This is a genomic window from Marinomonas sp. UCMA 3892 (assembly GCF_012726345.1).
In the GTDB taxonomy this organism is placed as follows: Bacteria; Pseudomonadota; Gammaproteobacteria; order Pseudomonadales; family Marinomonadaceae; genus Marinomonas.
Genome location: NZ_PTXN01000006.1, coordinates 239439 through 265581 on the forward strand (window position 1 = coordinate 239439; position 26143 = coordinate 265581).

Consider the following 26143-nt stretch of genomic DNA (forward strand, 5'->3'; position numbering starts at 1 on the left):
ATAAGGGAGATAAAAAGAAAACCCCCGCCGAAGCGAGGGTTTTGATATTAGAACAATATCTTTTTAGGAAGGGCGATTATTTTTTACTGAACTCTGGGTACGCTTCCATACCACATTCAGAAAGGTCAACACCTTCGTATTCTTCTTCTTCGCTTACTCGTACACCCATGATGGCTTTGATGATTAACCAAACCACTAGGCTAGAAACGAATACCCAAACGAAAATAGTAAGAGCGCCTGCGATTTGTCCGCCGAACGTCGTGCCATCATTAGTTAGTGGTACAGCTAGCAAGCCCCAAAGACCAACAACACCGTGAACAGAGATCGCGCCCACTGGATCATCAATTTTAAGCTTGTCTAGAGTTAGGATAGAGACAACAACAATCAAACCACCAACAAGACCGATAAGCGTCGCACCTAGAGCAGACGGAGTATCAGGACCCGCAGTGATCGCTACCAAGCCAGCAAGTACGCCGTTTAGAAGCATTGTTAGATCGGCTTTGCCGAATAAGATTCGAGCCAGGATAAGTGCACCGATTGCGCCGCCAGCTGCTGCTGCATTTGTGTTCAAGAACACCATGGCAACTGAGTTAGCACTAGCGATATCGCCAAGTTTTAGTACAGAGCCGCCGTTGAATCCGAACCAACCCAACCAAAGAATCAAAGTACCTAGAGTTGCTAGTGGAAGGTTAGCACCAGGAATAGCGCGAACTTCACCGTTTGGACCGTACTTGCCTTTACGAGCACCAAGTACCAATACACCAGCTAATGCAGCAGAAGCACCAGCCATGTGAACGATACCAGAACCTGCGAAGTCAGTGAAACCTAGGTCGCCAAGGCTAAACATACCAAATACAGAACCGCCACCCCAAGTCCAGTTACCTTCCATTGGGTAAATGAAGCCAGTCATTACGATTGCAAATACTAGGAAAGCCCAAAGCTTCATACGCTCAGCAACTGCGCCAGATACGATAGACATCGCTGTTGCAACGAACACAACTTGGAAGAAGAAATCAGAAGCACCAGAGTAGATTGCACCGCCTTCAAACCCACCTTCACGACCAGCAAAGTCCGTTAAAGTAGAAGCAACATCTACGTCCTGAATACCAGTAAGGAACCACTCGCCACCGTACATGATGGCGTAACCGCAAACTAGATACATGATGCAAGAAATGGCAAACAAAGCCACGTTCTTGGTAAGAATTTCAGTGGTGTTTTTAGCACGTACTAAACCTGCTTCCAACATGGCAAACCCAGCTGCCATCCACATAACTAGCGCGCCACACACCAAAAAATAAAAGGTGTCCATCGCATATTGTAAGTGAAAAATTTGATCTTGCATGTTTCGCCCCCCTAAAGGCTTGTATAAATCGAGCAGTGATTAAACTGCTTCTACACCAGTCTCGCCGGTACGAATACGAACCGCTTGTTCAAGGTTAACGATAAAGATCTTACCGTCGCCGATTTTGCCAGTGTTTGCTGCGCCAGTGATGGCTTCAACTACTTGGTCGGTCATTTCATCTGCAATGGCAAGTTCGATTTTTACCTTAGGTAAAAAATCCACTACATATTCCGCGCCGCGGTATAGTTCTGTGTGGCCTTTTTGACGTCCGAAACCTTTCACTTCTGTTACGGTGATACCTTGAACGCCGATTTCAGAAAGTGCTTCTCGAACATCATCGAGTTTAAATGGCTTGATGATGGCAGTTATAAGCTTCATACCCACTGTCTCCTTTAAAAGTCAGTTTTATTGTCGTATCGCAGGTAATTAACCTTATTCAATATGCGTGCCATATATGGGCACGCCCTTATAACAATGGCTTTGTAAGGATTTTGTCGACTTTTCGGAATTAAAAAGAGCATCAGATGGCTTTATTTAGTGCGGCATATTGGTGTGTCTGTATTGGTTGTTGCGTTAACTTGGTGCGAGTGAGTAATTGATGCGAGTGGTGTTATTGGGCGAGATCCCTATCTTATTGCTTTTGATTAGAAAACAAACATTTGGCTAAAAGTGTAATGCGTGCCTTATTTAGAGGGTTTGTTTTGATTAAAGCCCGCGATATTTTATTTAGTGCACAAAAAAGAGGCGATTTTATGGTGTTAGGTGTTTATAACGGAGCATTAATATAAAGATGTGCAGCCGAGAGCTTGTTTGCACCTTACTTAGGCTTCTATACTATTAAGTATTGTAAATGTAAAAAATGAGAATGACATGATTGATCAATTTATAAAGCAACTTGGAACTGGACTAGGCCAAGCCGCAGAAACATTGGGTAAGTTGCCAAAAGAAGAAATTCAGGCGCAATTGCACGAGGTGGCTCGTAATACGTTAAGTAAAATGGATTTAGTCACTCGTGAAGAGTTTGAGGTACAAGCGGCGATGCTAGCCAAGTACCGTGAAAAGCTCGCTGCATTGGAAGCCCGTTTAAACGAGTTAGAGAAAAACGACTAGCCCGTTTTCTTACCGTGGTTTGATATGGGCGGTAGTCTGATATAAGTAATCGCTTGATATGGAAATGGTTTAGATTGGCTATTTCCAGCCTTGAAGCCAATTATCTGGTGATGCCAGCGTTTGCCAAGGCAAGCAATACTGATTTTTGTTGATAACAGCCTCAAGAACACATTCCACAACCATGTTTTCTTCATCTCGAATCAGTTTTGTGACGATGAAGTGCTTTTCTTTTTGTTGTGGTGATGTGGACGTCCATTTCGACAGCAGAAGTTTGTTGGGATTTATTTGGTTGATAGCCATTTTTTAACCTTAATTAATAGGTAGTACCTATACGAAACAAGTGAAAAGCTGGATTGCTTTTCATGTAATAAAGCATCATAAAGAAATAATTTGATCAAGGAGTGATCATGAGTTTAGCCACTATTTATAGTCGTGCCCGTGTGGGTGTGTCTTCCCCTCTAGTTACCGTCGAAACCCATATTTCAAATGGATTGCCTTCCCTAAATATAGTGGGCTTGCCTGAAGCCGCTGTTCGAGAAGCGAAAGATCGAGTACGTAGTGCAATTATCAACAGCCATTTTGAATTCCCTACCCGACGCGTCACCATCAACTTAGCACCAGCGGATTTACCCAAAGAGGGTGGCCGATACGATTTGGCGATTGCTATCAGTGTGTTAGTTGCGTCCGGGCAACTCGGAGAGTTGAATCTTCGTGACACTGAGTTTATAGGGGAGTTGGCTTTGTCGGGTGATATTCGTGGTGTGCCAGGGTTACTGCCATCTGCTATTGCTTGTCACCATGCTAATCGCCAACTGATTCTTCCTGAAGACAATCAGCAAGAAGCTGCCTTAGTGGAAGGAGACGCGGTGTTTGCCAAACATCTTACTCAAGTGACAGCTCATCTACTAAAATTAAGTAAGTTACCTGCTTGTGTTTCTAAACCCACTGAGCCTTTGCCTTTGGATCATAAAGACATGCGTGATGTAAAAGGTCAATATCAGGCTCGTAGAGCGTTAGAAGTTGCAGCAGCAGGAGGACATAATCTATTGTTTATTGGCCCAGCAGGAACAGGTAAAACCATGTTGGCGTCACGTTTACCAAGCATTATGCCCGCTATGACGGAAGCCGAAGCACTGGCTGTAGCGTCTGTTCAATCGGTGGCTGGGCGAAAAATGGGGCTAGACTGGTATTGGTCCGAACGTCCCTTTCGATCTCCGCACCACTCTTGTTCAGCTGCTGCATTGGTTGGAGGCGGTTCAATACCTAAGCCAGGTGAGGCATCTTTGGCACATTGCGGCGTGCTCTTTCTTGATGAATTGCCAGAATTCGACCGTAAAGTGTTAGAAGTGCTGCGTGAACCTTTAGAAAGTGGTGAGGTACATATTTCACGAGCACGTGGACAAGTTACCTTTCCTGCTCGCTTTCAATTAGTTGCCGCCATGAACGCCAGTAATGAAGCCTACAATGGTGGGCAAGATTATTATCAATCCAGCGCTAGTCAAAAATACCTCAAAAAACTCTCTGCCCCGTTTTTAGATCGCATTGATTTGCATGTAGAAGTGCCGCCTTTGCCTTCTGATGTTTTAGTGAATGCACAAGAAGAAGGAGAGTGCAGTGCTTATGTTCGTGAGCGCGTGGAGCTTGCGGTCGCAAGGCAGAGAGCTCGACAAGGAGTACAAAATGCTTTGCTAAGCGGTCGACAGTTAGAGGCTATTTGTGCGTTAAGTGAAGAAGATAAACAATTTATGCAGCAAGCACTGGAAAAGTTAAAACTCTCAGCTCGTGCTTATCATCGAGTATTAAAAGTAGCGCTCACCTTGGCTGATTTGAATGATTCTCCAGTAACCAGGGCGCATTTAATGGAATCATTAAGTTATCGAAAAATGGAAAAAACCTTATCGATGGCGGTGTCTTCTTAAACATATTATTTAAAATAAACATTTAAGAAATGCCGCTTAAAAACGTCATGTGAAGGTTTGTAATAGTAAATTTTTTCTGCTGTATTGAAGGCTTAAGTATGTCTTCAATACGGTGTAGTGCAAGCTTTTCTACTCTTCTAAATGCAAGATAAAAGCTGTTTTAACTCTTTTCATTTCGTTACAATTCTCCTCCCGTTTTCGGGACTAATAATAATTAAATAGTCGTTGCGTGCTCAAGTTTGTCGATTTATTGGCGACGAAGGTAAGTAGCCTATGTGGAGTTTTGTCCTATGGTTATCCAGCTGTTCCCTTTTTGGGCATTGTTGCTGTCAGCAATTGCCTTTTTTCAACCGGATATATTTGTCGGTTTAAAAACACAAATTGTTCCATTATTGACCATCATTATGTTAGCGATGGGATTGACCTTAAGCCCAGCAGACTTCAAACAAGTTTTGAAGAATGGTAAAGCCGTTGGCGTGGGTGTGTTATTGCAGTTTTTAGTCATGCCGATTGCCGCATTCTGTGTTGCCTTTGCATTTGGTTTTGATACTGAGCTAACCGTTGGCATGCTGCTAGTAGGCAGTGTGGCTGGTGGGACGTCATCAAATGTTATGTGTTATTTGGCAAAAGGCGATACGGCGCTGTCAATTTCTATGACGGCTATTTCGACCTTGCTTGGCGTGATACTGACACCATTTTTAGTGTCTCTAATGATTGGTCAAAGTGTTGATGTGCCAGTGGCTGGTATGTTGCTTAGCTTACTTAAAATTGTATTATTACCCGTTGCTGCGGGTGTATTGATTAATACTTTTTTCTCGAAGTTTGTTCGCAAGGCTGAACCGATCTTTCCTTATATTTCGATGTTTGCCATCGTGCTGATTATTGCTATTGTTGTGGCCCTGAGTGCATCTAAAATCGTTCAAGTAGGTCTGGTTGTTGCGGCGGCTGTGATTCTGCATAATGCGATTGGTTTGACCTTGGGTTACTGGGTGACTTACTTGCTTGGTTTTGATGCACGTGTTTGTCGTACCATTGCCTTCGAAGTCGGTCTGCAGAACTCTGGTCTAGCTGCAGCACTAGCAGTGAAATTCTTCACGCCAATGGCTGCTTTACCTGGAACGATTTTCAGTGTGTGGCACAATATTTCAGGTTCCTTGTTGGCAAGCTATTGGAGCCGTCGACCTGTTGCTGGAAATAATGCGCAAGAAACAGATAAATAATCTATTTGCTTAGTGTCAAAAAAGGGATGCCATTTGTGCATCCCTTTTTTGTGCTTGTTAGTTTTTGCTCTTATGATTTTTCTCTCAGTGCGAGAAGCTTCATTGTCGGTTACACTTACGGCTGATTTTTAATAGCCATACGAGCCAGAGTTTTTCCATGAGTCAGTCCATGCCATCCATATCTCATCGTCTTCGCAATCTGAATGAGCGTCAGCTAGATGCCGTTAAACAGATCGATGGTCCTTTGCTAGTATTGGCGGGTGCTGGATCGGGAAAAACCAGCGTAATCACTACAAAAATTGCCTATCTAATTCAAACCTGTGGTTTCAAAGCTAACAGCATTATCGCGGTGACTTTTACCAATAAAGCCGCGCGAGAAATGAAAGAGCGTGTTGTCGGCATGTTGTCTAAACAAGAAAGTCGCGGCTTGAGTATCTCGACTTTCCACAACTTAGGCCTACGCATTCTTCGTAAAGAATATCGCCGCGCGGGTTTAAAAGAAGGCTTCACCCTTTTTGATTCTCAAGACTCCCTTAGTCTGATCAAAGAAATCCTCGATAAAGAATTTAACGGTCAAACTGACTCTGCCGCTTACTGTCAAAATACGGTTTCCAACTGGAAAAACGATCTAACTACGCCACAAGAAGCCATGACCAATGCGGACACCGAAGAGTTTCTGCTAGCGGCTCAAGTGTATGTGCAATATCAGCGTTATTTGCGCGCTTACAACGCCGTGGATTTCGACGATTTGATCTTATTACCGGTTAGTTTGTTAATGGCCGATGCAGAGCTGCGCGATCGTTGGCAGAACAAAGTCCGTTACTTGCTGGTGGATGAGTGCCAAGATACCAATGCCAGTCAATATGAATTGATTCGTTTGTTAGCTGGATTTCGTCGTTGTTTCACTCTAGTAGGCGATGATGACCAATCTATTTATGCGTGGCGTGGCGCACGTCCTGAAAACCTTGAGCGTTTATCTGTCGATTACCCGAGTTTGAAATTGGTCAAGTTGGAGCAAAACTACCGTTCGACTAAAACCATCCTGAAAGCGGCCAATACGCTGATAGCGAACAATCCGCATATTTACGATAAAGCCTTGTGGAGTGATCACGAAGAGGGTGACCCGATTCGTGTCATGGTGACCCGTAATGAAGACGCAGAATCAGAGCGCGTCGCAGCGGAAATCCAGTCACGCCATTTACGTCATGAAATTCCCTATCGAGATTTTGCCATCTTGTATCGTGGTAACCACCAAGCACGCTTGTTAGAAATCAAGCTGCAAGCGTACCGTATTCCTTACAAAATGAACGGCGGCACTTCGTTTTTCTCACGGGCGGAAATCAAAGATCTAATGAGCTATTTGCGTCTTTTGGTAAACCCTTCCGACGACAACGCTTTCCTACGCATCGTTAACTTGCCGCGTCGAGAGATTGGACCAGCTACGCTTGAAAAAGTGGGGAACCTCGCTACTGAGCGCGGTGTGAGTTTGTTTGAAGCATCGGGTTATAAAGAGCTGGAAGACACCGTTACTGGGCGCTCATTGAAAAGTTTGCAGGACTTTGAACGTTGGATGTCCAACTTGCGACAGCGTTTAGAAGGCGCATCGCCAGTGCCCGTGATCGAGCAAATGATTCATGACATGGATTATTATGGCTGGATTCAAGAGCAAACATCTTCCAATAAAGCAGGCGATCGCCGCATCGAAAACGTGCGTTTCTTGCTCGATTCTATTCAGCGTATGATGGAGTCTGCTTGGGAAGAAGACGAAACGGCTGGCTTGGATCAAGCGATTAGTAAGTTGCTATTAATCGATATGCTGGAACGCCAAGAAGAAGAGGAAGATGAAGATAAGGTGCAGTTACTGACGCTTCATGCCTCCAAAGGTTTGGAGTATCCGCATGTGTTTTTGATCGGTTGTGAAGAAGAACTGTTACCGCATAGAAACAGCATAGAAAACGATGACATCGAAGAAGAGCGTCGTCTGGCTTACGTTGGCATCACTCGGGCGAAAAAAACCTTATGCATTACCTTAGCTGCAAAGCGTCGCCAATACGGTGAAGAAATTGACTGTATGCCGAGTCGATTCTTGGATGAACTACCGGAAGAAGATCTTGTATGGGAAGGCCGCAGCGACGAAGGGGAAAGCACTAAAAAAGAACGCGGCCAAGCTTCATTATCTGCCTTAAAAGCCATGTTAAATGGCTAAGTAGTTAAACAGCTAGTTGCTTGAGCTATTGTCGATCATGTATTGAATCGCACCACGTAGCTCATTTTCACTGCAATCAAAGCATAAACCTTTTGGTGGCATGGCTTTAAAACCATTTGTCGCATCTTTTAATAAAGTGTCTATGCCTTTTTCAACGCGTGGTTGCCAATCCGCTTTATTACCAAACTTCGGAGCGCCAGCAACGCCATTCATGTGACAAGCAATGCAATAGCTGTTGTAAAGTGTTTCGCCAGAACGTGCGGCATGCGCAACAGAAGAAAGTGCTAAAGCAAAGCTGGCGAAACCAAGAATAACGATGCGTTGTGTAAAAATCGCGATAGAAAAAGTCACAATGAATCCTTAGCGATGAAGAGTCAAAAACGATACAGTGATTAAAACACAAAGACGTGATTTCCATCGCGTAATTTTTTATTCCGCTTTGTGTTTTACTTCTACTTTATTTTTGTAACATATTAATAAGACAAGGAAAAAACATGACCACCGAACTCGTTCTCGTCGCCAATATTAAAGCCCATCCTGGTAAAAGTGCAGAGTTAAAAACTGCTCTAGAAGCTTTACTAGTGCCAACTCGCGCTGAAGTAGGTTGTTTGCAATACGATCTGCACCAAGACAACAATAACGCCGAGGCGTTTGTCTACTTCGAACGTTGGAGTGGTTACGACACTTGGCAAGATCACATGAAAACAACCCATATCAATACCTTTTTGGAATCGACTAAAGACGTTATTGCAGATTTTAGTGTGACTGAGCTGCATAAAATAGGCTAAACTTTTTTCTTATGAGTTAGCAGTTGGTGGTTTAAGCTGCTAACGAGAAACCTGATTGATAGCCAAGCAATAAAAAATAGCTTATATCTGTTCTTTATTGCTTTAAGCACTGGAATCCTGAGGGATTTCCTTTAGAATACGCACACCAATTTGTTCTGGTTCACTTTGCATCTTGCAAAAGTATCAACGCCACGCAACAAGTCATGCGCCCGTAGCTCAGCTGGATAGAGCGTCGCCCTCCGGAGGCGAAGGTCGGAGGTTCAAATCCTCTCGGGCGTACCATTTCATTATTCTCAAGCTATTGATTTATAAACATAAAAAATGGATTTTATTTATATTTTGTATCTTGATCACTACTTACTGTCTACACTTGATACAACTTGTTTTTTTAAAAGGGAATTTTAATGAATTACTTTAAGTATATGTCTATTGGCACAGCCGAATTAGTCTTACAGAATCAAACTTTGAGGTGGTCGAGCCCTTTAGTTTTTAATGATATTGAAGAGTGTCAACTTCTTCCATGGGATGACGCTCATTTTCTCTCCTCGTATGAATCATATCTAAAAGTATTAAAAGAGTGTGTCAAAGGTAGGTTGATTTTTAACTATAACTATTTTTCTCCAAATACTTTGATGATTATCCAAATGTTAAAAGTTGGTGAACGTCGTGGAGAAGACTTTACTTCATCACTCAATGAAATAGTTTTAAGTCGTAGTTTTGAAGGAGGGTTTAGGCAATACATTAATGAAGGGCTACTCGGAATTATGAGGGTGATTTGTGTCACATCTAACTGTAATAATAAATTAATGTGGGCTCACTATGCAGATCAACATAGAGGTTGCTCACTTGAGTTTTCATCATTATTTATCGACCAACCAAATAATTTAATGGAGGGTTATGTAGAATATAAAGACACTTTGACTCCTTCGGTAAGTGGTGTGGATATGTTTTTGTATGGTGAAACTAGTGCCTATCAGCAAAAAATTAAAAAAGATATTTTTTTTACAAAAGGTTCAGTTTGGAACTATGAAAATGAATACAGGCTTAGTTTTAATGAAAGCTTTGGAAAAATATCTACTAGTTATAACTTTCAAAATAACGAAGAAATTTTTTCGGTATCAGGTCAAACTGATAGTAAATATACTGATGTAAAATTCCCTTCTGGTGCAATTCAATCAATTACATTCGGCGTGAGAGTCGAAGAGTTTGAGATTGGAAATATTAAAGAGTTGGCTCTGTTGTTAAACCCTAAATGTAGCTTTTACCAGATGATTCAGAATGGGTCTATTGTGACTAGGGTTCCTTTAGATTTAGCTTAGTGTTTAAAGGGTTAGTAACTGCCTCTTGTAAATGCTCTGGGTCCAGATGAGCATATCTCATCGTCATTACGATAGTTGAGTGGCCAAGAATTTTCTGCAGTGTCAGTATGTTGCCGCCATTCATTATGAAGTGACTAGCAAAGCTATGCCTTAGAACGTGTGATGACTGACCTTGGGGTAACTTAATACTGGTTGTCTTGAGGTATTTCCGAAATGATTTGATGCAATCAAAGAATCTCCCATGTTTTTTCATGTGTTCTTCGAGCTGTCTGAATAAGGTTTCATTAATCGGAATAGAGCGATTTTTTCCGCTTTTTGTATCTGTGAAATCTACTTGATCATTCCTAATGTTTTTAGCTGTAAGCCCTTCCGCTTCTCCCCATCTTGCCCCAGTTGATAGACACACCCTTGTTATAAGAGAAACATGTTCATTACCGGTTTTATCTATGCTCCAGACCATTCTTAAAAAAGGGAAAATTTTGCAGGGTTCTATTCCTAGCTTTTACATATTACTTATTGTCTCAAATTCATTGTGAGAACTTGTGTGTAACTTTGATTTTAACCACCTACGTACAAAGAGAAGGTCTTTCTCGATTAGGCTATCGCTACATTTATATAACTCAGTCAGCTCTTTAGTAGACAAGCCTACTAACTGCTTTAGTTTGAAGATTTCAACCTGCCTTGAATAGTTAGACTCTAATTTCAAGAGTAACTTTTCAATAGAAAGGCTTACTTCCATAAAAGATAATTCATCGTTAGTAGCACTATTAAATACACCAACTGTACTATCTCTTTTTTTTGCTGTTTTCTTTCTCGATATATCCGATAAAACTTGATTGATCAAGGTGGCAATAGCTAGGTAAAAATCTCGTTTACTATTTAATTCTTCACGAGGAAAATGAGTCATCTTAAGATATGCTTCGTGAACTAAAGCCGTAGTTTTTTCCTGATCTTCTATGATATCTTTCGAAGAATTAGGATGGTGTTGCTTTTGAACACGAGCAATGTCTTTTAATCTTTGGTAAACAAAAGTATATAAAACCTTTTCGGCATTTTTGTTTTTTTCACCAAATAAAATATATAGATTAGTATTATATTCCAATGCTTATTTGACTCTCTCGAATGTGGTTATAGAAAATATTTCTTTTTTCTTGTTTTTTATTTCATTTGGATTGTATGAGTATTTATAAAGAGGAGCACTCTCTAAATTATCAGAAATGGGGAAGTACTCCCATTCAGTATATTGTACTATATTATTTTGATCTTTGTATTTTACTGCGGCATTAACTTGAGCAATTGTTGCTGTTGCCCCTTCATTTTTAATCCACCACATATCAATATATTTTTCTGAAGCATTTATGGTATAGCTTTCAACTGAGTTAATGCAGTTAGAGTTTTCACTAGTCTCAAAAACTTGATTGCTTTTTATTAAAATACAACCAGTCTTAATTTCTTTTTGTCCTATCTCTCTATAGCGCCATAACCCGTTAAATTTTAAGCTATCTATATCTTCTTTTAAAGGCGTTAACCAGAGGTATTCGGCTAAGTTTAAATGAGATAATCCATCTTGCTTACCGATGCCCTTGCTCTTCTCGATCAATATTTTACTGTCTTGATCATAATACATGGCGACACTTCGATATTTCTCATTACCTTGTTTTTCTACAGCATATGCAGTCAAAGAATAACCATTAAGATCTTTAATAGAGCAGCCATTTAATGCACAGCTGAGAATTCCTCCTTCAAAACGAGAAAAATCGTCGATTGGCTCAAAGCTTACACTTTTTTTGGTACTAGGTTTGCGCTCACAGTTCGTAAAATCATCGCCTATACTAGGGTACTCATAAATTCCTTTAGCAGTTACTTTGTAATACGTTTCACCAATTGGCCCTGTGTAATTTTCAATAGAATATTTAGAAACATCATAAAAACATAAATCACCATTTTTATCTGCTTTCTGTACAACGTAATTTGTTAGTGTTTTATCTAATGGTTGAAAAACCACTTCTTTAAAATTTGTATTTTTTGAATTTGATGGTTTTTTATTTAGCTTTAATATCTCTATTTTTTTGTTTTTAGTTAAGTAGAAAGTAACATCGTCACCTGTATTGAAATTGTAATATCCATTCTCTGTTAACCCAGATAAACCACTTGACGTTTCATAATATATTTCCATATCCATTTTTTCGGAGAGTTGAGCTTTTTTCGTGTCTGCAATTGTTTTAAATGACATCATAGTTATTGTTACGAGGAAAATTGATTTAATTAAATCGATCTTTAATGTTTTGTTCTTCAGCATTTTATATATTTCATTTTATTTGTGATTGTAAGTTTTAGACGGGCTTATTAGTTCTTTAAGTAATTTTCCTTTCATTTCATTAGATAGATCTCGATTTGATAGGATTTTTCTTCTAGTTAGATCTAACATGGTATCCAAAGTTGCTTGTCTGTATTTTTCATCATCGCTGTAGTGTAATAAATTCGCTATTTCGAATAATAAACTTTCAGCTGCTTTTTTTTCAAATTCAATTTGTTTGTTTTTTAAAAAGATAGATATCCAGAAAGTAATTAAAGTTATAAATACGATTAAAATTAATAGAGATGTAAATCGCCTTCTTTTAATGAATTTTTTTAAAATATAAAAATAGCTTCCTTTCATCATTGATATGGGTTTTATTTCTAATATATTTTTAACATCATTCTTTAGTTCTGTAATGTTAGAGTATCGGTTAGATGATTCATGCTGAGTAGATTTATTTATTATTTTTTCTAGCTCTTGAGAAATGTTGTCTTTATTTAATGCTTCTAATAATTTTCCAGCTGAATAAATATCTATACTTTGTGTTAGTTCTTTTGACTCTAATTGTTCTGGACTTGAATATTCGGAAGTGAATGCAGATATACCTTCTATGTCTGATCCTGTGTTTGTTTTTATAAATAAATTGAAATCTATGAGTTTAGCTCTTCCTATTTCATCAATAATGATATTGGAGGGTTTGATATCGCCATGGATTATGTTTCTTGAATGTGCATGTTCTAATGCACTGCAAATATCAATAAATATATTAAGTTTTTTATTTTTACTTATATTTTTGTTTTTTAAATAGTTTCCTAGTGTTGAGCCATCAATCCATTCCATAGAAATATAAATATGTCCTTCGTGCTCTCCTCCGTCAAATACTTTAGCAATATTAGGGTGATTGAGACTTGCAAGAAGTTGTGCTTCACGAAATAAAGCCCATCGACCAATAACTTTAACCAAAGCAGGTTGTATAAATTTTACCGCTACAGATTGTTCAAAGGTTTGATCATTTCTTTCGGCTTTATAAACGACGCCAATCCCACCAGAGCCTAGCTTATTCTGTAGTTTATATTTCCCTACAATAGAGCTTTCTAAATAGATGTCAGAAGAGACTGCGTATGAAGCTGATACAGAGAGAATTTTTGTAAGGTCAAAGTCTGCATTGAAAGAAAGTTGATCATCAATATCTTTAAGTAGCTCTGGATGTTTTCGTTTCAAGTCTTCAATGAATTCACAGCGTTCTTCCTCATCCATGTAAGATGTTTTGTGAATTAATTCAGTAAGAAGTGGCATTAATTTAACCTTACACAAGATTAGGCTGTCAGTGTCGCGTGAGTATAACTGATTAATTTAGATGAAAAAATAAAAAATAATTTACGGGTTTCCTTTCAAAATACGTATCTTTGCCTTAGGAAAAGACGTTTCTAAAATCCTCCACGATGAAATTTTAAAGCCGTAGTGTTTTTTGTTCAAAAAACATCCAGTCAAGTCGTGGGAGAGCGTGTTGAAGTCAAGTTACACAGGGATTATGCGAGTTATTAAAGCTGCTGGATATTCATATCAAGGCTTTAAAGCTGCTTTTAAATATGAAGCAGCAGTCCGTCAAGAAACAGCTCTAATTTTAATAATGGGGCCAATCGCCTTACTTTCAGATATCACGGGTGTGGAAAAAGCAATGTTGATCTCAACTTTGTTACTCGTGCTTATTGTTGAGTTGCTCAACTCAGGGATCGAGGCTGTCGTAGACCGTGTAGGTGATGAATATCATGAACTTAGCGGTCGAGCAAAAGACATTGGTAGTGCTGCTGTTTTTGTTTCTTTAGTGGTCTTAATCGCTAGTTGGAGCTTAATTTTAGGTGATGAGGTGCTGTCTTATGCCTTTAATTAGAGCCTTTTTAACCAAAGGAAATATGCTTGGGAAATTTGGAGTTATACGTTTTTTTAGACGTCCTATTTCATATAGTTTTCTTAGTACATTGGTCGGGATATATTTCGGAACAATTTTAAATGCACCTATTATTAATGAATTTATAAAAGTAACAAAAGGTACGGATTCATTCAGCTACGCTCTCATTGTTTCAATTCCAATTTTATTATCATCAGTTTTTGTTATTGTATTTCAGTTATTTGCTTTTCCACTAATAAATAAGTTGATATTTATTCCGCTTATTATTACTTCAGCATCCTGTGTATATGCCACCTTACATTATGGCGTTATTTGGGATATCGGAATGATTGAAAATACAATCGAGACAGATCCATCCGAAGCATTAGGTTTTCTTTCTTTTGGGTCTATATCGTTTGTGATTATGCTTGGTATTTTTCCATCTATTTTTATTGCGTTGAAAAAGACAGGGTTTAGAGCGACTCTATTAAAAGAAATATCAGAACGAATTATTACTATTGTAATTGCTGTTTTTGTTGGTTTTCTAGTTGTTAAAATTAATTACAAAGAAATATCAGCTGTAGGGCGCAACCATTCCTACATGGATAAAATGGTTACTCCTACTCATGTGTATGGAACTTATAAATATTTAAAAAAGTATGTATTTTCTGATCCTATTGAATATAGAGAGCTTGGGGATGATGCGAAAATAATACCGAATCATTCGAATAAACCGAATCTAATTTTTGTGGTTCTTGGTGAAACCGCTCGCTCACAGAATATTCAATACAATGGCTATTCTCGCAATACAAATCCTTATACAGAAAAATACGGCTTAGTTTCATTTTCTTCAGTTGAATCCTGTGGAACAGCTACAGCGCACTCTGTGCCATGTATGTTCTCGAATTTATCTCGCCAGTCTTACAAAAAAGAAATCGCAAATAGTCAAAGTAATGTTCTAGATATTATTCAGAAAAGTGGCTATCAGCTTTTATGGAAGGAAAATGATGGCGGTGATAAGGGAGTCGCCAAGCATATTCCTTTTGTCGAATTAGCGAGAAATCGATCTGAATTTTGTGATGGCAGTTATTGTTACGATGAAGCGCTAATCACGGATGTAGATAAAAACATCCAAGATATGGAGGCCCCAAACAAACTGCTTGCTTTTCACATTATTGGCTCTCATGGGACGACATACTATAAAAGATACCCTAAATCTATGTCTGTATTTGAGCCAGCCTGTGAAAGGCAGGACATTGAGCAATGTACTGACCAAGAAATCGTTAATGTTTATGACAATACGATTGTTTATACCGATTTTATTCTTTCTCAACTGATTGAAAAGCTAAAAAAATATCAAGAGAAATATAATGTCGGTCTTATATATGTTTCAGACCATGGAGAATCTTTAGGTGAAAACGGGCTGTATTTGCATGGTGCGCCATATGCATTTGCTCCCGAATACCAGACTCAAGTGCCTTGGTTTGTATGGTTGCCAGAAGAAACGGCTACCGCTTTCAATATAGATATGGATTGTCTAAAAGCATCAAAAGATACTGACATTTCTCATGATTACTTTTTCCATTCATTACTTAGTCTTGCTCGTGTCTCTACACAAGAGCTGAACCCAAAGCTGAATATATTTAACGCATGCTTGGGGGCTCAAAAATGAGATCACGACAAGCTTTTGTTAAATTAGTTAGGGCGATAGTTGTCTGTTTATTTGTGTCTTGCTTTAGTGCGGTTCATGCTGATGATGCTATCGTGCGTGCTGGAGATAATCTTCAGATAGGTATTCCACTGATGGCTGGTATGGTTTCATTAATGAAAGGTGACTCTGAGGGTACTAAGCAATGGGCTGAAGGGGCTTTGTGGACTTCAGTTGCAACACATACTCTAAAATTTGCAGTAGATGAAGAGCGTCCAAACGGAAATGACAATAATTCATTTCCTTCAGGGCATACTTCAGCCGCTTTTCAAGGTGCGGCTTTCTTGCAGATGCGTTACGGATGGGAATACGGTGTGCCAGCTTATGCTGCTGCTTCTTTTGTTGGTTATTCTAGGGTACATGGTGAATATCATTACTGGCGTGATGTCGCAGCAGGAGCTGCGCTAGCCGTGGGTGTTCAATATGTCATAACTGGTATGGGAAAGAGTGTTAGAAACCTTGTAGTTGCTCCAATTATTGACAGAAATGCGTATGGACTTTATGCATCCATGAGTTACTAGTTACTGTAAATAAACAAAGCCAGTATGGATTCCATACTGGCTAAATAAAACAAGGAGTTCGATTTATTGTCTTATGGCTGTTTACCAGCTGTGGTTCAAGGTGAGAGTGATATCTCTTCCTGGGTTGTAGAAATCTGCTGAACCAGAACCCGCGACGTATTCTTTACCTAGCAAGTTACTGATGTTCATAGAAAGTTGAGTGTCTTTTGTAATGTCATAGCCAAATGAAGCGTCTACTATTACTGCGGATTCGCTTTTTGAATCGTTGGTATTAGTGAAGTAGTAGGAACCGATGTAACGCGCCCCTAGACCGACAGACATATCTTGGCGTGGAAGTGTGTAATGTCCCCATACAGAAGCGGAATGCTTTGGTGTGTATGAGATCGTTTTGCCTTCGTAGGTATCATCTTTGGTAATCTTTGGCTCCATGTATGAGTAACCACCAGAGATGCTTAAATTATCGGTTAATTCCGCGCGAGCTTCTAGATCCACACCTTTCACTTGGTTTTTACCAATGGTTTCACGAACGATGCCGCTACTTTGGAAAGATGAAGTTTCTACATTGCTTTTTTCAAGATCGTAAACAGCAATAGAGAACAGGGCGTTCATATTACTTGGCGAGTATTTAACACCGACCTCAGTCTGGTCGCCGCGGACAATTTTGGTACTTGTCGCTGATGGCGGAGCTACGGACTCTACTTGGCTTATGTAGGCAGACACTTCATCGTTAAATTTATATGTAAATGCCGAGCGGAAAGTGTCTTCTGAAAAGTTATTTGAAGATTTTTTCTCGGTCAAATAGTTCATTTGACTAACATCAATGTCGTCGTGTCTAGCGCCAATAGTAAGAATGTATTTATCATCTAATGCGAAGTTCTGCTGAATTAACACGGCTTTTGTTTGGTAATCAGTTTTTGTGTTTCCGTAAACTGGCGTGTTTGTAGGGGCACCAGAATAAATAGGATTATTAATATCAATACTTGAAGCGCTTCCATAGTAAGTAGTGGAGTCTGTCGTCGAATCTTGATACTCGACACCAAATACAGTACTGCTGTCTAGGCGATCAAAACTAATGTCATATTGCCCTAGCAAGTTGCCATTGAACTGCTCTAACTTAGAGTCTTGGGCGTAGTAGTCACGTCCCATAGTGGTTCCAGACGTGTCAGCAGAGTATTTGCTTAGGTACAAATAACCAAAGCTGTCTTCAGCATCACTGTAGCGTAAGTTTGAAATGACTTTAAAGCCATTATCAAGCTTGTGGGTAATATTGGCGCTGATGTTGGTTCGCTCTACATCGTGGGAATTATAATCAGGTTCACCATAAAATAGGCTGCTGTTATAATCTTTGCCAGCAGGATAGCCGCCGCTGTTTGGTGATGAATCGGTTTTTAGGTAGTCAACAATTAGGTTGGCTCTGGTGTTGTCATTAGGCTCCCAAGCAAGGCCGCCCATGATGAATTGTGAATCATCTTTTGAGTAATCGTATTCTCGGTCACTGTCTTTTACCTTGCCTGTTAGTCGGTAGGCTAAGGTTTTGTCTTTATCAAGTGTGTCGCCAACATCGATACCCATTTCTTTATGGTCATTAGAGCCATAGGTAACGAAGGCATTATTAAAGCGATAGAATTTTGGTTGTTTACTCACAAAGTTGATGGATCCACCTGGATCAGCAGGGCCGAATAAGGTGGAGTTCGCACCGCGGATTACCTCGACACGCTCAAAAGCATAAGCATCTTCTCTGATGCCTCTCATGGAACCAAGAGTGAGTCCATCTCGATAGGTTGTGGCGCTAAAGCCACGAATTTGGAAATAATCGTTTCTGTCATCTGTGCTGTAGTAACCTGTCACGGTAGCTGGTGTGTATTCAAGAACTTCTTCTGTGGTGCTGGCGCCACGTTGCTTGATTTCTTTTTCAGTGATGACAGAGACAGACGCTGGCGTGTCTTGAATGCTGGTAGCGACTTTGCCGCCGACCCATAGTTCTTTGGCCACAACTGATTCTGAGTCATCATCGGCTATAGCTTGATCATTCACCATGATAGGGGAAAGTCGAAAGGTGCCTGCCTCATTTTCTGTTTCTGCATACCCAGCAATTGGTGTGAGTACGGACCAGCAGAAAAGTGTCGCGGCAGCGCAGTGGCTTTGCTTTAACTTAAAGGGAAGAGCGCTTTTCTTGTTCATTTTTGGTTCCTCTATAACTTCATAATATAAAAATAATATTGCTAATGATTATTGATGCGTACTTGTTATGAATAAGGCTTTCAGTCTGCTTTGCTTAAGTGTGTTTTATTCTCTTGTGTCGTCCAATTGGCAAAACCATTGGGCTGCCGGAAATAGGGTCTGTAATGACTTGGCTCTGGAGGCCAAACACAGCGTGAATCATGTTTTCTGTTACCACCTCGTTTGGTGCTCCATTGGCAAAGACTTGACCTTGTTGTATGGCGATAAGCTGGTCTGAATAACGCGCTGCAAGGTTAAGGTCGTGCAATACCAATACGATGGTGGTGCCACGGGTTTGGTTTAGGTCGACAAGCAGGTCAAGCACTTCAATTTGGTGAGCAACGTCCAAGAAGGTGGTCGGTTCGTCTAATAGCAATATGTCGGTTTCTTGCGCTAATGCCATGGCGATCCAGACGCGCTGGCGTTGTCCACCGGATAATTCGTCTATTTCTCGGTCCAAAAGCTCTGTGGTTTTGGTGGTTTCTAGTGCTTTGGTAATGGCTTCATCGTCTTCTTTGCGCCATCGTGACAGGAATCCATGATGGGGATGTCTGCCTCGGCTGACTAGATCGCTGACTGTGATGCCTTCTGGTGCAATGGGTGATTGGGGCAATAAACCAAGCGTTTGCGCTAGTTGTCGTGTTGGCGTGTTGTGTATCGATTTGCCATCAAGTAAAACTTGACCACTAGACGGCGATAATAAGCGTGACATAGTGCGTAATAAGGTGGATTTTCCGCAGGCATTGGCGCCAATGATAGATGTAATTTGACCGGGATTAATGTCTATGTTGATGTCATTAAGGATGGTTTTTTCACCATAACCTGCAGCAAGATGATCGACAAGGAGTTGGTGTTTTAGTGTCATAGTGAGCCACCTTTACGATTAACACGAATAATAAGATAAATAAGGTAGGGCGCACCTAAAGCGCCAGTAATCACGCCGACAGGGTAACGACTCTGTAGCAAGAATTGTCCGATGTAATCACCGCCCATCACTAAGCAAGCCCCAACTAAACCGGAAGGAATCAGCAAGGAACCATTGTTCTTTACTAGGCGTGCTGCAATTGGGCCTGACAAGAAAGCAACAAACGCAATAGGCCCTGTTATCGCGACTCCCACCGCAATAAGTCCTACCGCCGACACTATGACAGTAAGGCGAGTCATGCCGACTCGAACACCCAGTGCGTGGGCGGTATCGTCACCCATTCTTAATGCTTCTAAATCTCTGCTTCGACTTAGTAAAAATCCACCAAATATCAATAAAGAAATGATTAGCGGTAAGGCTTGATGAATTTGTGCGGAGTTCACACTACCACTGAGCCAGCGCATGGCTTCTTGACGGTCCCATGCTTGGGCTTGTGATAGTAAATACACAATAAAACTTTCAATCATCGCTGAGACGCCAATACCAACCAGAATAAGTCGAGCACCTGACGCACCATTTCGATAGGACAAGCCGTAGACCGCTAAGGCGACCAATAAGCCTACGGCGATTGAGAAGAAAGCCACGCTAGTGCCATCCATGTGCAGCACAATAATGGCAAATACGGCGGCGGCAGTCGCACCAGAACTTACTCCGATAATATCGGGGCTGGCTAAAGGGTTTCTCAGCATGACTTGGAATGCCACGCCAGCTATACCAAAGCTCATGCCGACAAGAAGAGAAATAATCGCTCGTGGTAGGCGCAACTGACCCACCACAAAAGAGGCGCCAGGGACGTTTTCACCCAGTAAAACGTTTATGACATCTTGTGGCGGTGTAAAGGATTGCCCCAAGCTTAAGGTGATTGAAAACGCAGCGACAGCCAATAAGCAAAGTAAGCTAGCTACGTATTTCCAGCGCTTGGATCGTTTTTTTCGTCCATTGGTAACGCGTGCGAGCGTCGAGTTTGTGTTAATCATAACTCTCTCACCCGTTGTCGACGGACAATCCAGATGAAGAAAGGTGCGCCAACAAAGGCGGTCACAACACCAACTGAGAGTTCACTTGGTCTTGATATAATGCGTCCTAACACATCCGCACTTAATAATAAGCATGCGCCGACAAGCGCTGAAAAAATGAGCAGCCAGCGGTTATCTACGCCGACAAGCAGTCGACATAAATGAGGAACCACGAGACCAACAAAGCCGATAGGGCCACAAATAGCCGTTGTTGCTCCGCACAGAAGCACCGCAGATAACCAAGCTAAAAGACGAATCCAAGTGACATTTTCCCCTAGTCCAGTGGCAATATCGTCTCCGAGTGCAAGCGTGTTTAACTTCCTAGCAATAAATACACTAAGTAAAAAACCAACGATTAAGAAGGGCAGAACTAGCTGGATGCTATCAAACGTGGCGCCACCGACGCCGCCAATTTGCCAAGAGTTAACGCTGCCGGCAATGTCATTTCTTGGCAAGATGACAGCCACAATAAAAGAAGACAGCGCAGCAGAAGTGGCGGCACCCGCCAAAGCGAATTTGAGTGGGGTGGATTTGCCGTATCCTAGCGAACTAATGAAATATACAAAGATGGCTGTTATGCCTGCCCCCAATATGGCAAGCCAAACATAGGTTTGCAGTTGGTTAATACCAAACCATGCTAGTCCAATGACAACAAAGAAAGCGGCACCCACATTAACGCCAAGAATCCCAGGGTCGGCTAATGGATTGCGGGTCACACCTTGCATAATGGCACCAGATAATCCCAAGGCGCAGCCCGCAAAAATGGCGAGCACTGTGCGTGGTAGGCGCATGGTCACAGAGGCTTCTCCCATGGTGTTCATTTGGCCTTGTAAGGCGCCTATTATTTCCTGCCAAGTAACCTCCCTCGTGCCAATGGCAATAGAGGAAAAGCACAACAGCAATAAAGCGACTAGGACGACGAATAAGGCAATGGGCTTCTGTTGTAAAAGACCTATATGTTTGGCGTTACCTTGGATCATTTTGCTTTACGAGCCGCTTCTGCAAGCGCTTGAAGGTAATCATCTAACACCCAAGTAATAGACAGTGGCGTCGGATTAGCCGCAGTCGCCATTTTGCTATTGCCCAGCATGACAATAGAGCCATTTTTAACCGCACGCATTTTTGACATAAGTGGGTTTGATTCTAAAGGCGCCAGCAACTCTTCATTGCCATAGGTAACGAAAATGTCTACGTCGTTAAACATGTCTATTTGCTCAATGCTGCTTTCGCCAGAGAAGAGCCCATCTTTACTGATGTCTTTGATGCTTTGTGGAGAGTGCATGCCGAGGTCATCAAAAAATTTCACACGGGTATCATTGGCGCTGTAAAAGCGAATAACACTTAAATCGGTTGGATCCAGATGGGTGATAAACATAGCTGATTTGCCTTTTAACTCTGGGTATTGATCAACACGCTCAGCGATGTCTTTTTCAATGCTATTAATGAGTTCTTCGCCTTCTTCCGCCATCCCCAGCCCTGCACTATTAATACGAATCATACTGCGCCAGTTGGTAGACCAAGGCTTGTCTGGGAAAGCGACGACCGGTGCGATCATGCTTAGTGTGTCGTAATCGGATTGGCTTAAGCCGGAGTAAGCCGCCAGAATAACGTCGGGTTGTGTTGCTGCGACCGCTTCGAAATCGATTCCATCGCCTTCATCAAATAATACTGGCGTCCTGGCGTTGAGTTTTTTAAGTCGTGTAGCCACCCAAGGTAACAAACCGTCGTTATCATCGTCTCCAAATGTGGCGGCAGCAAAACCAACGGGAACGATACCTAGAGCAAGTGGTACTTCATGGTTTGCCCATGCCACAGTTGCCACGCGTTTTGGTTTGTAGGTAATGGTTGTTGAGCCGAAAGCGTGTTGAATCGTAATAGGGAAGCGTACGTTGTCTGCGGCCCATGCATTATTTAAAAATATAGAAACAATGGTAATAACAATAATCATCTTCATATTGTGTTTGTGCCATGCCAATCAAATAGAGTGCTAAATAAAGGAGCGAGGTCGTTAGGAATTACAATGCAATGAGTGAGTTTTTTATGGGAATGAAACTCATAATCAATTGTAAAGCGAGTTGGATGATAGAGTTAATCTTCAGAATATAATTGTATAAATCGGTCGTTTTCGTCTTGAGCCAGTTGCTTAGGTGTCAGGCTAGAGTATTTTTTGATCAATTTGATATAGTGAGATTGATCGTTAAAACCTTCTTTGGGAAAGAGTTCGCCCACTTTGAGTGAGTCGAAGCTGTGGCGAAACCGCAAAATGTCACAGTAGCTTTTTAGCGGTAAGCCAAGCCACTTAGTAAAGTATCGATTGATTTGGCGACTGCTCCAATTGGCTGCTTGAGATATTTCAGTCACTGTTATTGAACCGTGAGTTTGATAGATTAGTTCTGACATGACTTTTTTTCGAGGGTCTATTGGCGTTGTTAGCTGTGACGCAAAATACAAACTGAGCTTATTAGCAAAAGTATCCAGGCTTTTTAGGTCGTTTAGTTCTATGCCCGCGAAGCCAATGTCGAGTGTGATGCGATCATTTAGAATGTCGGCGACAGAGGTGCTCAATAAATGTTCAACGGCTAATATTTTTAAGCGAACCCCCAGTAATACTGACTGTTTTGGCATGACGCCCTGCTTAGCGTCTGTTTCTAGTCCAACCAAGGAAATATGCAGCGGATATTCGGCATTGTGGAAAAAGTACAAATCAATCCCGCCATCAGGGAAGGTGGAAAGTTCTTCATCTTTATCGCTTGGATTTTCGATCATCCAAAAGCTTTCAACGAATGGAGCTAAGTCGTCGCTTGGTACTAATGACGTTAGTTGAATGGTCTCTTTCATTACCTAATCGCAAAGTTGGAGGTGAGTGTTGCGCGTTCGTTCCTTCGATGGCTACTTTAAATTTAAGTAGATAGTATAACGATTAAAAAGCGATCTTCTAGCTTCAATTGAGATAGATTCGTATTAACTCTTAGTTGTTATTATGAGGCACTGGGGATAAAAGAGGTGGTAGATGATCAAGCAACAAAGCAAATTCAACGGTTATTACATTGCGATCCTGCTGGCAATTGTTTTTTCTTGGTGGGGCTTTTTAGATACTAAAGCGTCCGACTACGTTTCTTCTTCCTTGGTGCAGGCGTTAAGTGCCTTTGGTTTAGCCAAATTATTTAATGCAACGGTTTCTGTGCTGCAAAGTATTCAAATTAGTGTGTTTGTAAGTTCCGTTACTATTGGCGAGTTATTAGATCCGTTTAACGACATGGTGGAAGACTTTTCTGGCGTAATGAAGGTGGCGGTGTCGTCGCTTATTTTCCAAAGTATTCTGCTAAAAATCATTGCTACAGTATATTTCAAAGCCTTTGTTACCTTGTCGGGTTTAATTTTTGGTTACTTGTATTGGGTGAAAAGTCATTTTATCGAAGTGGCTTATAAAGTGTTTGTCACAGCTGTGGGCGCGAAGTTCTTATTGGTGCTGGTGGTTTTGTTATCCGCCTTGGTTGATGCCTCATTTTTGAATGAAGAAAAGACGCAAACCATGGATAAAATACAAGTGCATTCAGACGAAATGAATGAAGTGACAACTGGCTTAGGGGTCGCTGCGGATCTCAAACAATCCCTCGATAAAGACAAACAGGCGCTACAAATCAAACTGGGCGAAGAACAGAACATGTTGTTTAAGCATGATGTGCGTTTGGTGGAATTAACCGTTCAGAATGAATCTCTAAATCGTCAGATATCAGCACGTAAAGATACGTTATCAGCCTTAGATATTTTATTTAATAACGATGAAATACTAGCGGATCTACGAACACAGCAAAGCGTCCTGAGCCATGATCGTCAGCGTACAGAACAAAATATCAAAACCTCGCAAGATAAGATAAATGTCTTGCAGCAAGAGATTGATGATCTAGGTAACCTCTCCTTAGAAGACCAAGGCTTTTTCTCATCCATTAAACAAAGTACTTTTGGGCTGAGTCATTTTAAAGACAAGATCAGCGAGTATGTGGGAACCCTCAATGGCTTGGTAAATGACTTCCTCACACTACTGGCGTTATTTGCCTTCAATACTGTATTGATCCCAGTATTGTTTCTCTATCTGGGTGCAAAAGGCTTCAAGTTAGTTTGGCAAATGAAACCGTCTGATCTGATAGAACGGGCCAAACAAGGCGTAAAAGAGAGCCTATAAAACGCTGCTATTTATGTTTTAGCCAGCCTTTCGCCGCGTCAGTAATGGCAACAAGAGCGGGGTTGGAAAGGCGTTGTTCGGTGGCAATAGCAAAGAATTGCTCGCGTATTTCTTCGGTGCTGCCGATGAGTTCTACTTGGAATTGTTTAGCTACTTCGTTAGCAATGGCAGATGGCACGATAAAGACGCCAGCGCCTCCTTGACCGAAGGTTTTCATTAATGCTCTGTCGTCAAACTCTCCCATGATTTTTGGATGAATATGATGTTTTTCTAGCCATTGTAAGAGCTGGATTTGTATCAAAGATTGATCACTAGGAATTAGAAACGGCGTGCCTATAAGGTTCTTAGGAAAGTCTATATGACCTTTTTTAATTAGGTTTGGCGCTGCCATAAAAGATGTGCCACATTCACCCAAGAAGTGATTAAAACCACGCACACCCAAATGTGGTGGAATTGGACCATCGGCAATAATGAGGTCCAATTTATGCAATGCTAATTCGCCCAATAAATCCTCTAAGCTGTTTTCTTTGCAGACAAGCCGTATTGGATCTTCTAGCTCCATAGCTGGAGCCAATAGCCGATAAGCAATGGATTTTGGTATCGAATCCGCTATACCGACGCGCAGTAATTGGGTTCTATCAGTCGATGCGATTCTCACAGATTGTTCCAGCTCACTGCCTAAAGCAAAAATCTCATCCGCATAACTCAGCACCATGCGGCCAGTATCGGTCAGTTCTAGGTTACGTCCAACCTTGTTAAAAAGGTCTTTACCCAGCTGTTCTTCCAGTAAGCAGATCTGTCCACTGATAGTCTGTGGGGTAATATGCAAGTGTTCACTGGCTTTTGTAATGCTGCCTTGCTTTGCTGCCATCCAAAAATAATGCAAATGTTTGAAATTGATCATAATTCACCGATCCTTCGAGAAAAACTGATTATTTACATAAATAATTCGATTATATCTTATGGGGTTTTGTTAGTAAGTTGAAGTTTCCAACATAACTTACTCATTAATGAGTAAAGGAGAGCAAGATGAGAATCAAAGTAAAAGCACGTCGCCTAGCCCTTACCAAAAGCCTAAAAGCTTATGTGAAGCGTCGTCTAAGTTTTGCATTGAATTCCCGTTATGACAATATTCAACAAGTGATCGTGACGCTTACCGACGTTAACGGTCCTAAAGGTGGTGAAGACAAGCACTGCCAAGTATTGGTCAAAATCAATGGCCAAAAAGAAGTGGTAATCAGTGAGCAACAAGCTGACATGTATTCTGCTATAGACAGTGCCGCTGGGCGTACTAGCCGAACTGTGACACGACGTATTGAACGATTACAACACAAGGCCACGAGATTAAAAGCTGCTTTTCATAAAATGAGACCACAGAAGAAAATGCCTCGTGACATATATGAAGAATATGAAAACGAATATGGCTACTATCAGCATGCCTGAGTAACAGCTAGAAAGCTTTAGACTAGGTAATCGAAA

Annotated in this window: 25 protein-coding genes and 1 tRNA gene; 12 read left to right on the forward strand and 14 right to left on the reverse strand. The window is 41.1% G+C overall.

The window, feature by feature from the left end; genetic code table 11:
* Positions 1-76 precede the first annotated feature (76 nt).
* Together B6N13_RS10500 and glnK are read right to left on the reverse strand one after the other, a co-directional pair.
* Positions 77-1342 carry an ammonium transporter gene (locus B6N13_RS10500; RefSeq protein WP_012071323.1) on the reverse strand — a complete coding sequence of 422 codons (1266 nt, stop codon included), beginning with the start codon at positions 1340-1342 and terminating at the stop codon, positions 77-79.
* A gap of 39 nt (positions 1343-1381) precedes the next feature.
* Positions 1382-1720 carry a P-II family nitrogen regulator gene (gene glnK / locus B6N13_RS10505; RefSeq protein ID WP_012071322.1) on the reverse strand — a complete coding sequence of 113 codons (339 nt, stop codon included), beginning with the start codon at positions 1718-1720 and terminating at the stop codon, positions 1382-1384.
* Between the two features lie 492 nt (positions 1721-2212).
* Here glnK and B6N13_RS10510 point away from each other — a divergent pair, with 492 nt between their 5' ends.
* The gene (locus B6N13_RS10510; RefSeq protein ID WP_012071321.1) at positions 2213-2452 is read left to right on the forward strand and encodes an accessory factor UbiK family protein; all 240 of its coding nucleotides are present in this window, start codon (positions 2213-2215) and stop codon (positions 2450-2452) included.
* Positions 2453-2530: 78 nt separating this feature from the next.
* On the opposite strand, the gene B6N13_RS10515 is transcribed toward B6N13_RS10510, so the two are convergent.
* Positions 2531-2752 carry a TIGR02450 family Trp-rich protein gene (locus B6N13_RS10515; RefSeq protein WP_012071320.1) on the reverse strand — a complete coding sequence of 74 codons (222 nt, stop codon included), beginning with the start codon at positions 2750-2752 and terminating at the stop codon, positions 2531-2533.
* Between the two features lie 107 nt (positions 2753-2859).
* Between B6N13_RS10515 and B6N13_RS10520 the strand changes: the two genes are divergently transcribed.
* The 3 genes from B6N13_RS10520 to rep all read left to right on the forward strand — a co-directional run bounded on the left by B6N13_RS10520 (position 2860) and on the right by rep (position 7797).
* Positions 2860-4371: a YifB family Mg chelatase-like AAA ATPase gene (locus B6N13_RS10520; RefSeq protein ID WP_012071319.1), complete on the forward strand. Its 1512-nt coding sequence runs from the start codon at positions 2860-2862 to the stop codon at positions 4369-4371.
* A gap of 290 nt (positions 4372-4661) precedes the next feature.
* The gene (locus B6N13_RS10525) at positions 4662-5591 is read left to right on the forward strand and encodes a bile acid:sodium symporter family protein (protein ID WP_012071318.1); all 930 of its coding nucleotides are present in this window, start codon (positions 4662-4664) and stop codon (positions 5589-5591) included.
* Between the two features lie 157 nt (positions 5592-5748).
* Positions 5749-7797: a DNA helicase Rep gene (gene rep, locus B6N13_RS10530; protein WP_072840631.1), complete on the forward strand. Its 2049-nt coding sequence runs from the start codon at positions 5749-5751 to the stop codon at positions 7795-7797.
* Positions 7798-7809: 12 nt separating this feature from the next.
* Here rep and B6N13_RS23375 read toward each other — a convergent pair whose 3' ends face one another.
* Positions 7810-8148 carry a cytochrome c5 family protein gene (locus B6N13_RS23375; RefSeq protein ID WP_169459313.1) on the reverse strand — a complete coding sequence of 113 codons (339 nt, stop codon included), beginning with the start codon at positions 8146-8148 and terminating at the stop codon, positions 7810-7812.
* Positions 8149-8291: 143 nt separating this feature from the next.
* Between B6N13_RS23375 and B6N13_RS10540 the strand changes: the two genes are divergently transcribed.
* From B6N13_RS10540 to B6N13_RS10550, 3 genes are all read left to right on the forward strand, one after another.
* Positions 8292-8585: a putative quinol monooxygenase gene (locus B6N13_RS10540; protein WP_169459314.1), complete on the forward strand. Its 294-nt coding sequence runs from the start codon at positions 8292-8294 to the stop codon at positions 8583-8585.
* Between the two features lie 205 nt (positions 8586-8790).
* Positions 8791-8867, forward strand: a tRNA-Arg gene (locus tag B6N13_RS10545).
* Positions 8868-8989: 122 nt separating this feature from the next.
* The gene (locus B6N13_RS10550; protein ID WP_169459315.1) at positions 8990-9904 is read left to right on the forward strand and encodes a DUF2971 domain-containing protein; all 915 of its coding nucleotides are present in this window, start codon (positions 8990-8992) and stop codon (positions 9902-9904) included.
* Positions 9905-10406: 502 nt separating this feature from the next.
* On the opposite strand, the gene B6N13_RS10560 is transcribed toward B6N13_RS10550, so the two are convergent.
* The 3 genes from B6N13_RS10560 to B6N13_RS10570 form a co-directional block, all read right to left on the reverse strand.
* Positions 10407-11006 carry an ECF-type sigma factor gene (locus B6N13_RS10560; protein WP_169459317.1) on the reverse strand — a complete coding sequence of 200 codons (600 nt, stop codon included), beginning with the start codon at positions 11004-11006 and terminating at the stop codon, positions 10407-10409.
* A gap of 3 nt (positions 11007-11009) precedes the next feature.
* Complete coding sequence (locus tag B6N13_RS10565; protein ID WP_211172831.1) at positions 11010-12140, reverse strand: hypothetical protein; 1131 nt, start codon at positions 12138-12140, stop codon at positions 11010-11012.
* Between the two features lie 78 nt (positions 12141-12218).
* Complete coding sequence (locus tag B6N13_RS10570; protein ID WP_169459319.1) at positions 12219-13499, reverse strand: serine/threonine-protein kinase; 1281 nt, start codon at positions 13497-13499, stop codon at positions 12219-12221.
* A gap of 208 nt (positions 13500-13707) precedes the next feature.
* Between B6N13_RS10570 and B6N13_RS10575 the strand changes: the two genes are divergently transcribed.
* Genes B6N13_RS10575 through B6N13_RS10585 form a run of 3 tightly spaced genes read left to right on the forward strand, consistent with a single transcriptional unit; the run spans position 13708 to position 16320 of the window.
* Positions 13708-14094 (forward strand): diacylglycerol kinase, encoded by a 387-nt coding sequence (locus B6N13_RS10575; protein ID WP_348981538.1) that lies wholly within the window; start codon positions 13708-13710, stop codon positions 14092-14094.
* On the forward strand, positions 14081-15763 hold the full coding sequence (locus tag B6N13_RS10580; RefSeq protein WP_169459320.1) for a phosphoethanolamine--lipid A transferase: 1683 nt from the start codon (positions 14081-14083) through the stop codon (positions 15761-15763). Before B6N13_RS10575 ends, B6N13_RS10580 begins: the two co-directional genes overlap by 14 nt.
* On the forward strand, positions 15760-16320 hold the full coding sequence (locus B6N13_RS10585; RefSeq protein WP_100188276.1) for a phosphatase PAP2 family protein: 561 nt from the start codon (positions 15760-15762) through the stop codon (positions 16318-16320). Before B6N13_RS10580 ends, B6N13_RS10585 begins: the two co-directional genes overlap by 4 nt.
* A gap of 81 nt (positions 16321-16401) precedes the next feature.
* Here the strand turns inward: B6N13_RS10585 and B6N13_RS10590 are convergent, their stop codons facing one another.
* The 6 genes from B6N13_RS10590 to B6N13_RS10615 form a co-directional block, all read right to left on the reverse strand.
* Entirely contained in the window at positions 16402-18501 is a 2100-nt protein-coding gene (locus B6N13_RS10590) for a TonB-dependent siderophore receptor (protein ID WP_169459321.1), read from the reverse strand.
* A 94-nt stretch (positions 18502-18595) separates the two neighbouring features.
* Positions 18596-19405, reverse strand: coding sequence for an ABC transporter ATP-binding protein (locus B6N13_RS10595; protein ID WP_169459322.1), 810 nt, complete (start codon positions 19403-19405; stop codon positions 18596-18598).
* Entirely contained in the window at positions 19402-20442 is a 1041-nt protein-coding gene (locus tag B6N13_RS10600) for an iron chelate uptake ABC transporter family permease subunit (RefSeq protein ID WP_169459323.1), read from the reverse strand. Before B6N13_RS10600 ends, B6N13_RS10595 begins: the two co-directional genes overlap by 4 nt.
* Positions 20439-21461, reverse strand: coding sequence for an iron ABC transporter permease (locus B6N13_RS10605; RefSeq protein WP_169459324.1), 1023 nt, complete (start codon positions 21459-21461; stop codon positions 20439-20441). Before B6N13_RS10605 ends, B6N13_RS10600 begins: the two co-directional genes overlap by 4 nt.
* A complete protein-coding gene (locus B6N13_RS10610) occupies positions 21458-22435 on the reverse strand; it encodes an iron-siderophore ABC transporter substrate-binding protein (protein ID WP_169459325.1) in 978 nt (325 codons plus the stop codon). The genes B6N13_RS10605 and B6N13_RS10610 overlap by 4 nt, the downstream gene beginning before the upstream one ends.
* Before the next feature lie 134 nt (positions 22436-22569).
* Positions 22570-23319, reverse strand: coding sequence for an AraC family transcriptional regulator (locus tag B6N13_RS10615; RefSeq protein WP_169459326.1), 750 nt, complete (start codon positions 23317-23319; stop codon positions 22570-22572).
* 172 nt (positions 23320-23491) lie between these two features.
* Here B6N13_RS10615 and B6N13_RS10620 point away from each other — a divergent pair, with 172 nt between their 5' ends.
* Complete coding sequence (locus B6N13_RS10620; RefSeq protein ID WP_169459327.1) at positions 23492-24664, forward strand: hypothetical protein; 1173 nt, start codon at positions 23492-23494, stop codon at positions 24662-24664.
* 7 nt (positions 24665-24671) lie between these two features.
* On the opposite strand, the gene nhaR is transcribed toward B6N13_RS10620, so the two are convergent.
* A complete protein-coding gene (gene nhaR / locus B6N13_RS10625; protein ID WP_169459328.1) occupies positions 24672-25568 on the reverse strand; it encodes a transcriptional activator NhaR in 897 nt (298 codons plus the stop codon).
* A 125-nt stretch (positions 25569-25693) separates the two neighbouring features.
* Between nhaR and B6N13_RS10630 the strand changes: the two genes are divergently transcribed.
* Complete coding sequence (locus B6N13_RS10630; protein ID WP_012071299.1) at positions 25694-26107, forward strand: HPF/RaiA family ribosome-associated protein; 414 nt, start codon at positions 25694-25696, stop codon at positions 26105-26107.
* Positions 26108-26143 lie beyond the last annotated feature (36 nt).

Bases quoted from the DNA above. Each gene is read 5' to 3' on its own strand.
- B6N13_RS10540 (WP_169459314.1), top strand. From the start codon at position 8,292: ATGACCACCGAACTCGTTCTCGTCGCCAATATTAAAGCCCATCCTGGT.
- B6N13_RS10585 (WP_100188276.1), top strand. From the start codon at position 15,760: ATGAGATCACGACAAGCTTTTGTTAAATTAGTTAGGGCGATAGTTGTC.
- B6N13_RS10630 (WP_012071299.1), top strand. From the start codon at position 25,694: ATGAGAATCAAAGTAAAAGCACGTCGCCTAGCCCTTACCAAAAGCCTA.
- B6N13_RS10580 (WP_169459320.1), top strand. From the start codon at position 14,081: ATGCCTTTAATTAGAGCCTTTTTAACCAAAGGAAATATGCTTGGGAAA.
- B6N13_RS10500 (WP_012071323.1), bottom strand. From the start codon at position 1,342: ATGCAAGATCAAATTTTTCACTTACAATATGCGATGGACACCTTTTAT.
- B6N13_RS10600 (WP_169459323.1), bottom strand. From the start codon at position 20,442: ATGATTAACACAAACTCGACGCTCGCACGCGTTACCAATGGACGAAAA.
- B6N13_RS10620 (WP_169459327.1), top strand. From the start codon at position 23,492: ATGATCAAGCAACAAAGCAAATTCAACGGTTATTACATTGCGATCCTG.
- B6N13_RS10615 (WP_169459326.1), bottom strand. From the start codon at position 23,319: ATGAAAGAGACCATTCAACTAACGTCATTAGTACCAAGCGACGACTTA.
- B6N13_RS10510 (WP_012071321.1), top strand. From the start codon at position 2,213: ATGATTGATCAATTTATAAAGCAACTTGGAACTGGACTAGGCCAAGCC.
- B6N13_RS10610 (WP_169459325.1), bottom strand. From the start codon at position 22,435: ATGAAGATGATTATTGTTATTACCATTGTTTCTATATTTTTAAATAAT.
- rep (WP_072840631.1), top strand. From the start codon at position 5,749: ATGAGTCAGTCCATGCCATCCATATCTCATCGTCTTCGCAATCTGAAT.
- B6N13_RS10565 (WP_211172831.1), bottom strand. From the start codon at position 12,140: ATGATGTCATTTAAAACAATTGCAGACACGAAAAAAGCTCAACTCTCC.
- B6N13_RS10595 (WP_169459322.1), bottom strand. From the start codon at position 19,405: ATGACACTAAAACACCAACTCCTTGTCGATCATCTTGCTGCAGGTTAT.
- B6N13_RS10590 (WP_169459321.1), bottom strand. From the start codon at position 18,501: ATGAACAAGAAAAGCGCTCTTCCCTTTAAGTTAAAGCAAAGCCACTGC.
- B6N13_RS10525 (WP_012071318.1), top strand. From the start codon at position 4,662: ATGGTTATCCAGCTGTTCCCTTTTTGGGCATTGTTGCTGTCAGCAATT.
- nhaR (WP_169459328.1), bottom strand. From the start codon at position 25,568: ATGATCAATTTCAAACATTTGCATTATTTTTGGATGGCAGCAAAGCAA.
- B6N13_RS10515 (WP_012071320.1), bottom strand. From the start codon at position 2,752: ATGGCTATCAACCAAATAAATCCCAACAAACTTCTGCTGTCGAAATGG.
- B6N13_RS10605 (WP_169459324.1), bottom strand. From the start codon at position 21,461: ATGATCCAAGGTAACGCCAAACATATAGGTCTTTTACAACAGAAGCCC.
- B6N13_RS10520 (WP_012071319.1), top strand. From the start codon at position 2,860: ATGAGTTTAGCCACTATTTATAGTCGTGCCCGTGTGGGTGTGTCTTCC.
- B6N13_RS10550 (WP_169459315.1), top strand. From the start codon at position 8,990: ATGAATTACTTTAAGTATATGTCTATTGGCACAGCCGAATTAGTCTTA.
- B6N13_RS10570 (WP_169459319.1), bottom strand. From the start codon at position 13,499: ATGCCACTTCTTACTGAATTAATTCACAAAACATCTTACATGGATGAG.
- glnK (WP_012071322.1), bottom strand. From the start codon at position 1,720: ATGAAGCTTATAACTGCCATCATCAAGCCATTTAAACTCGATGATGTT.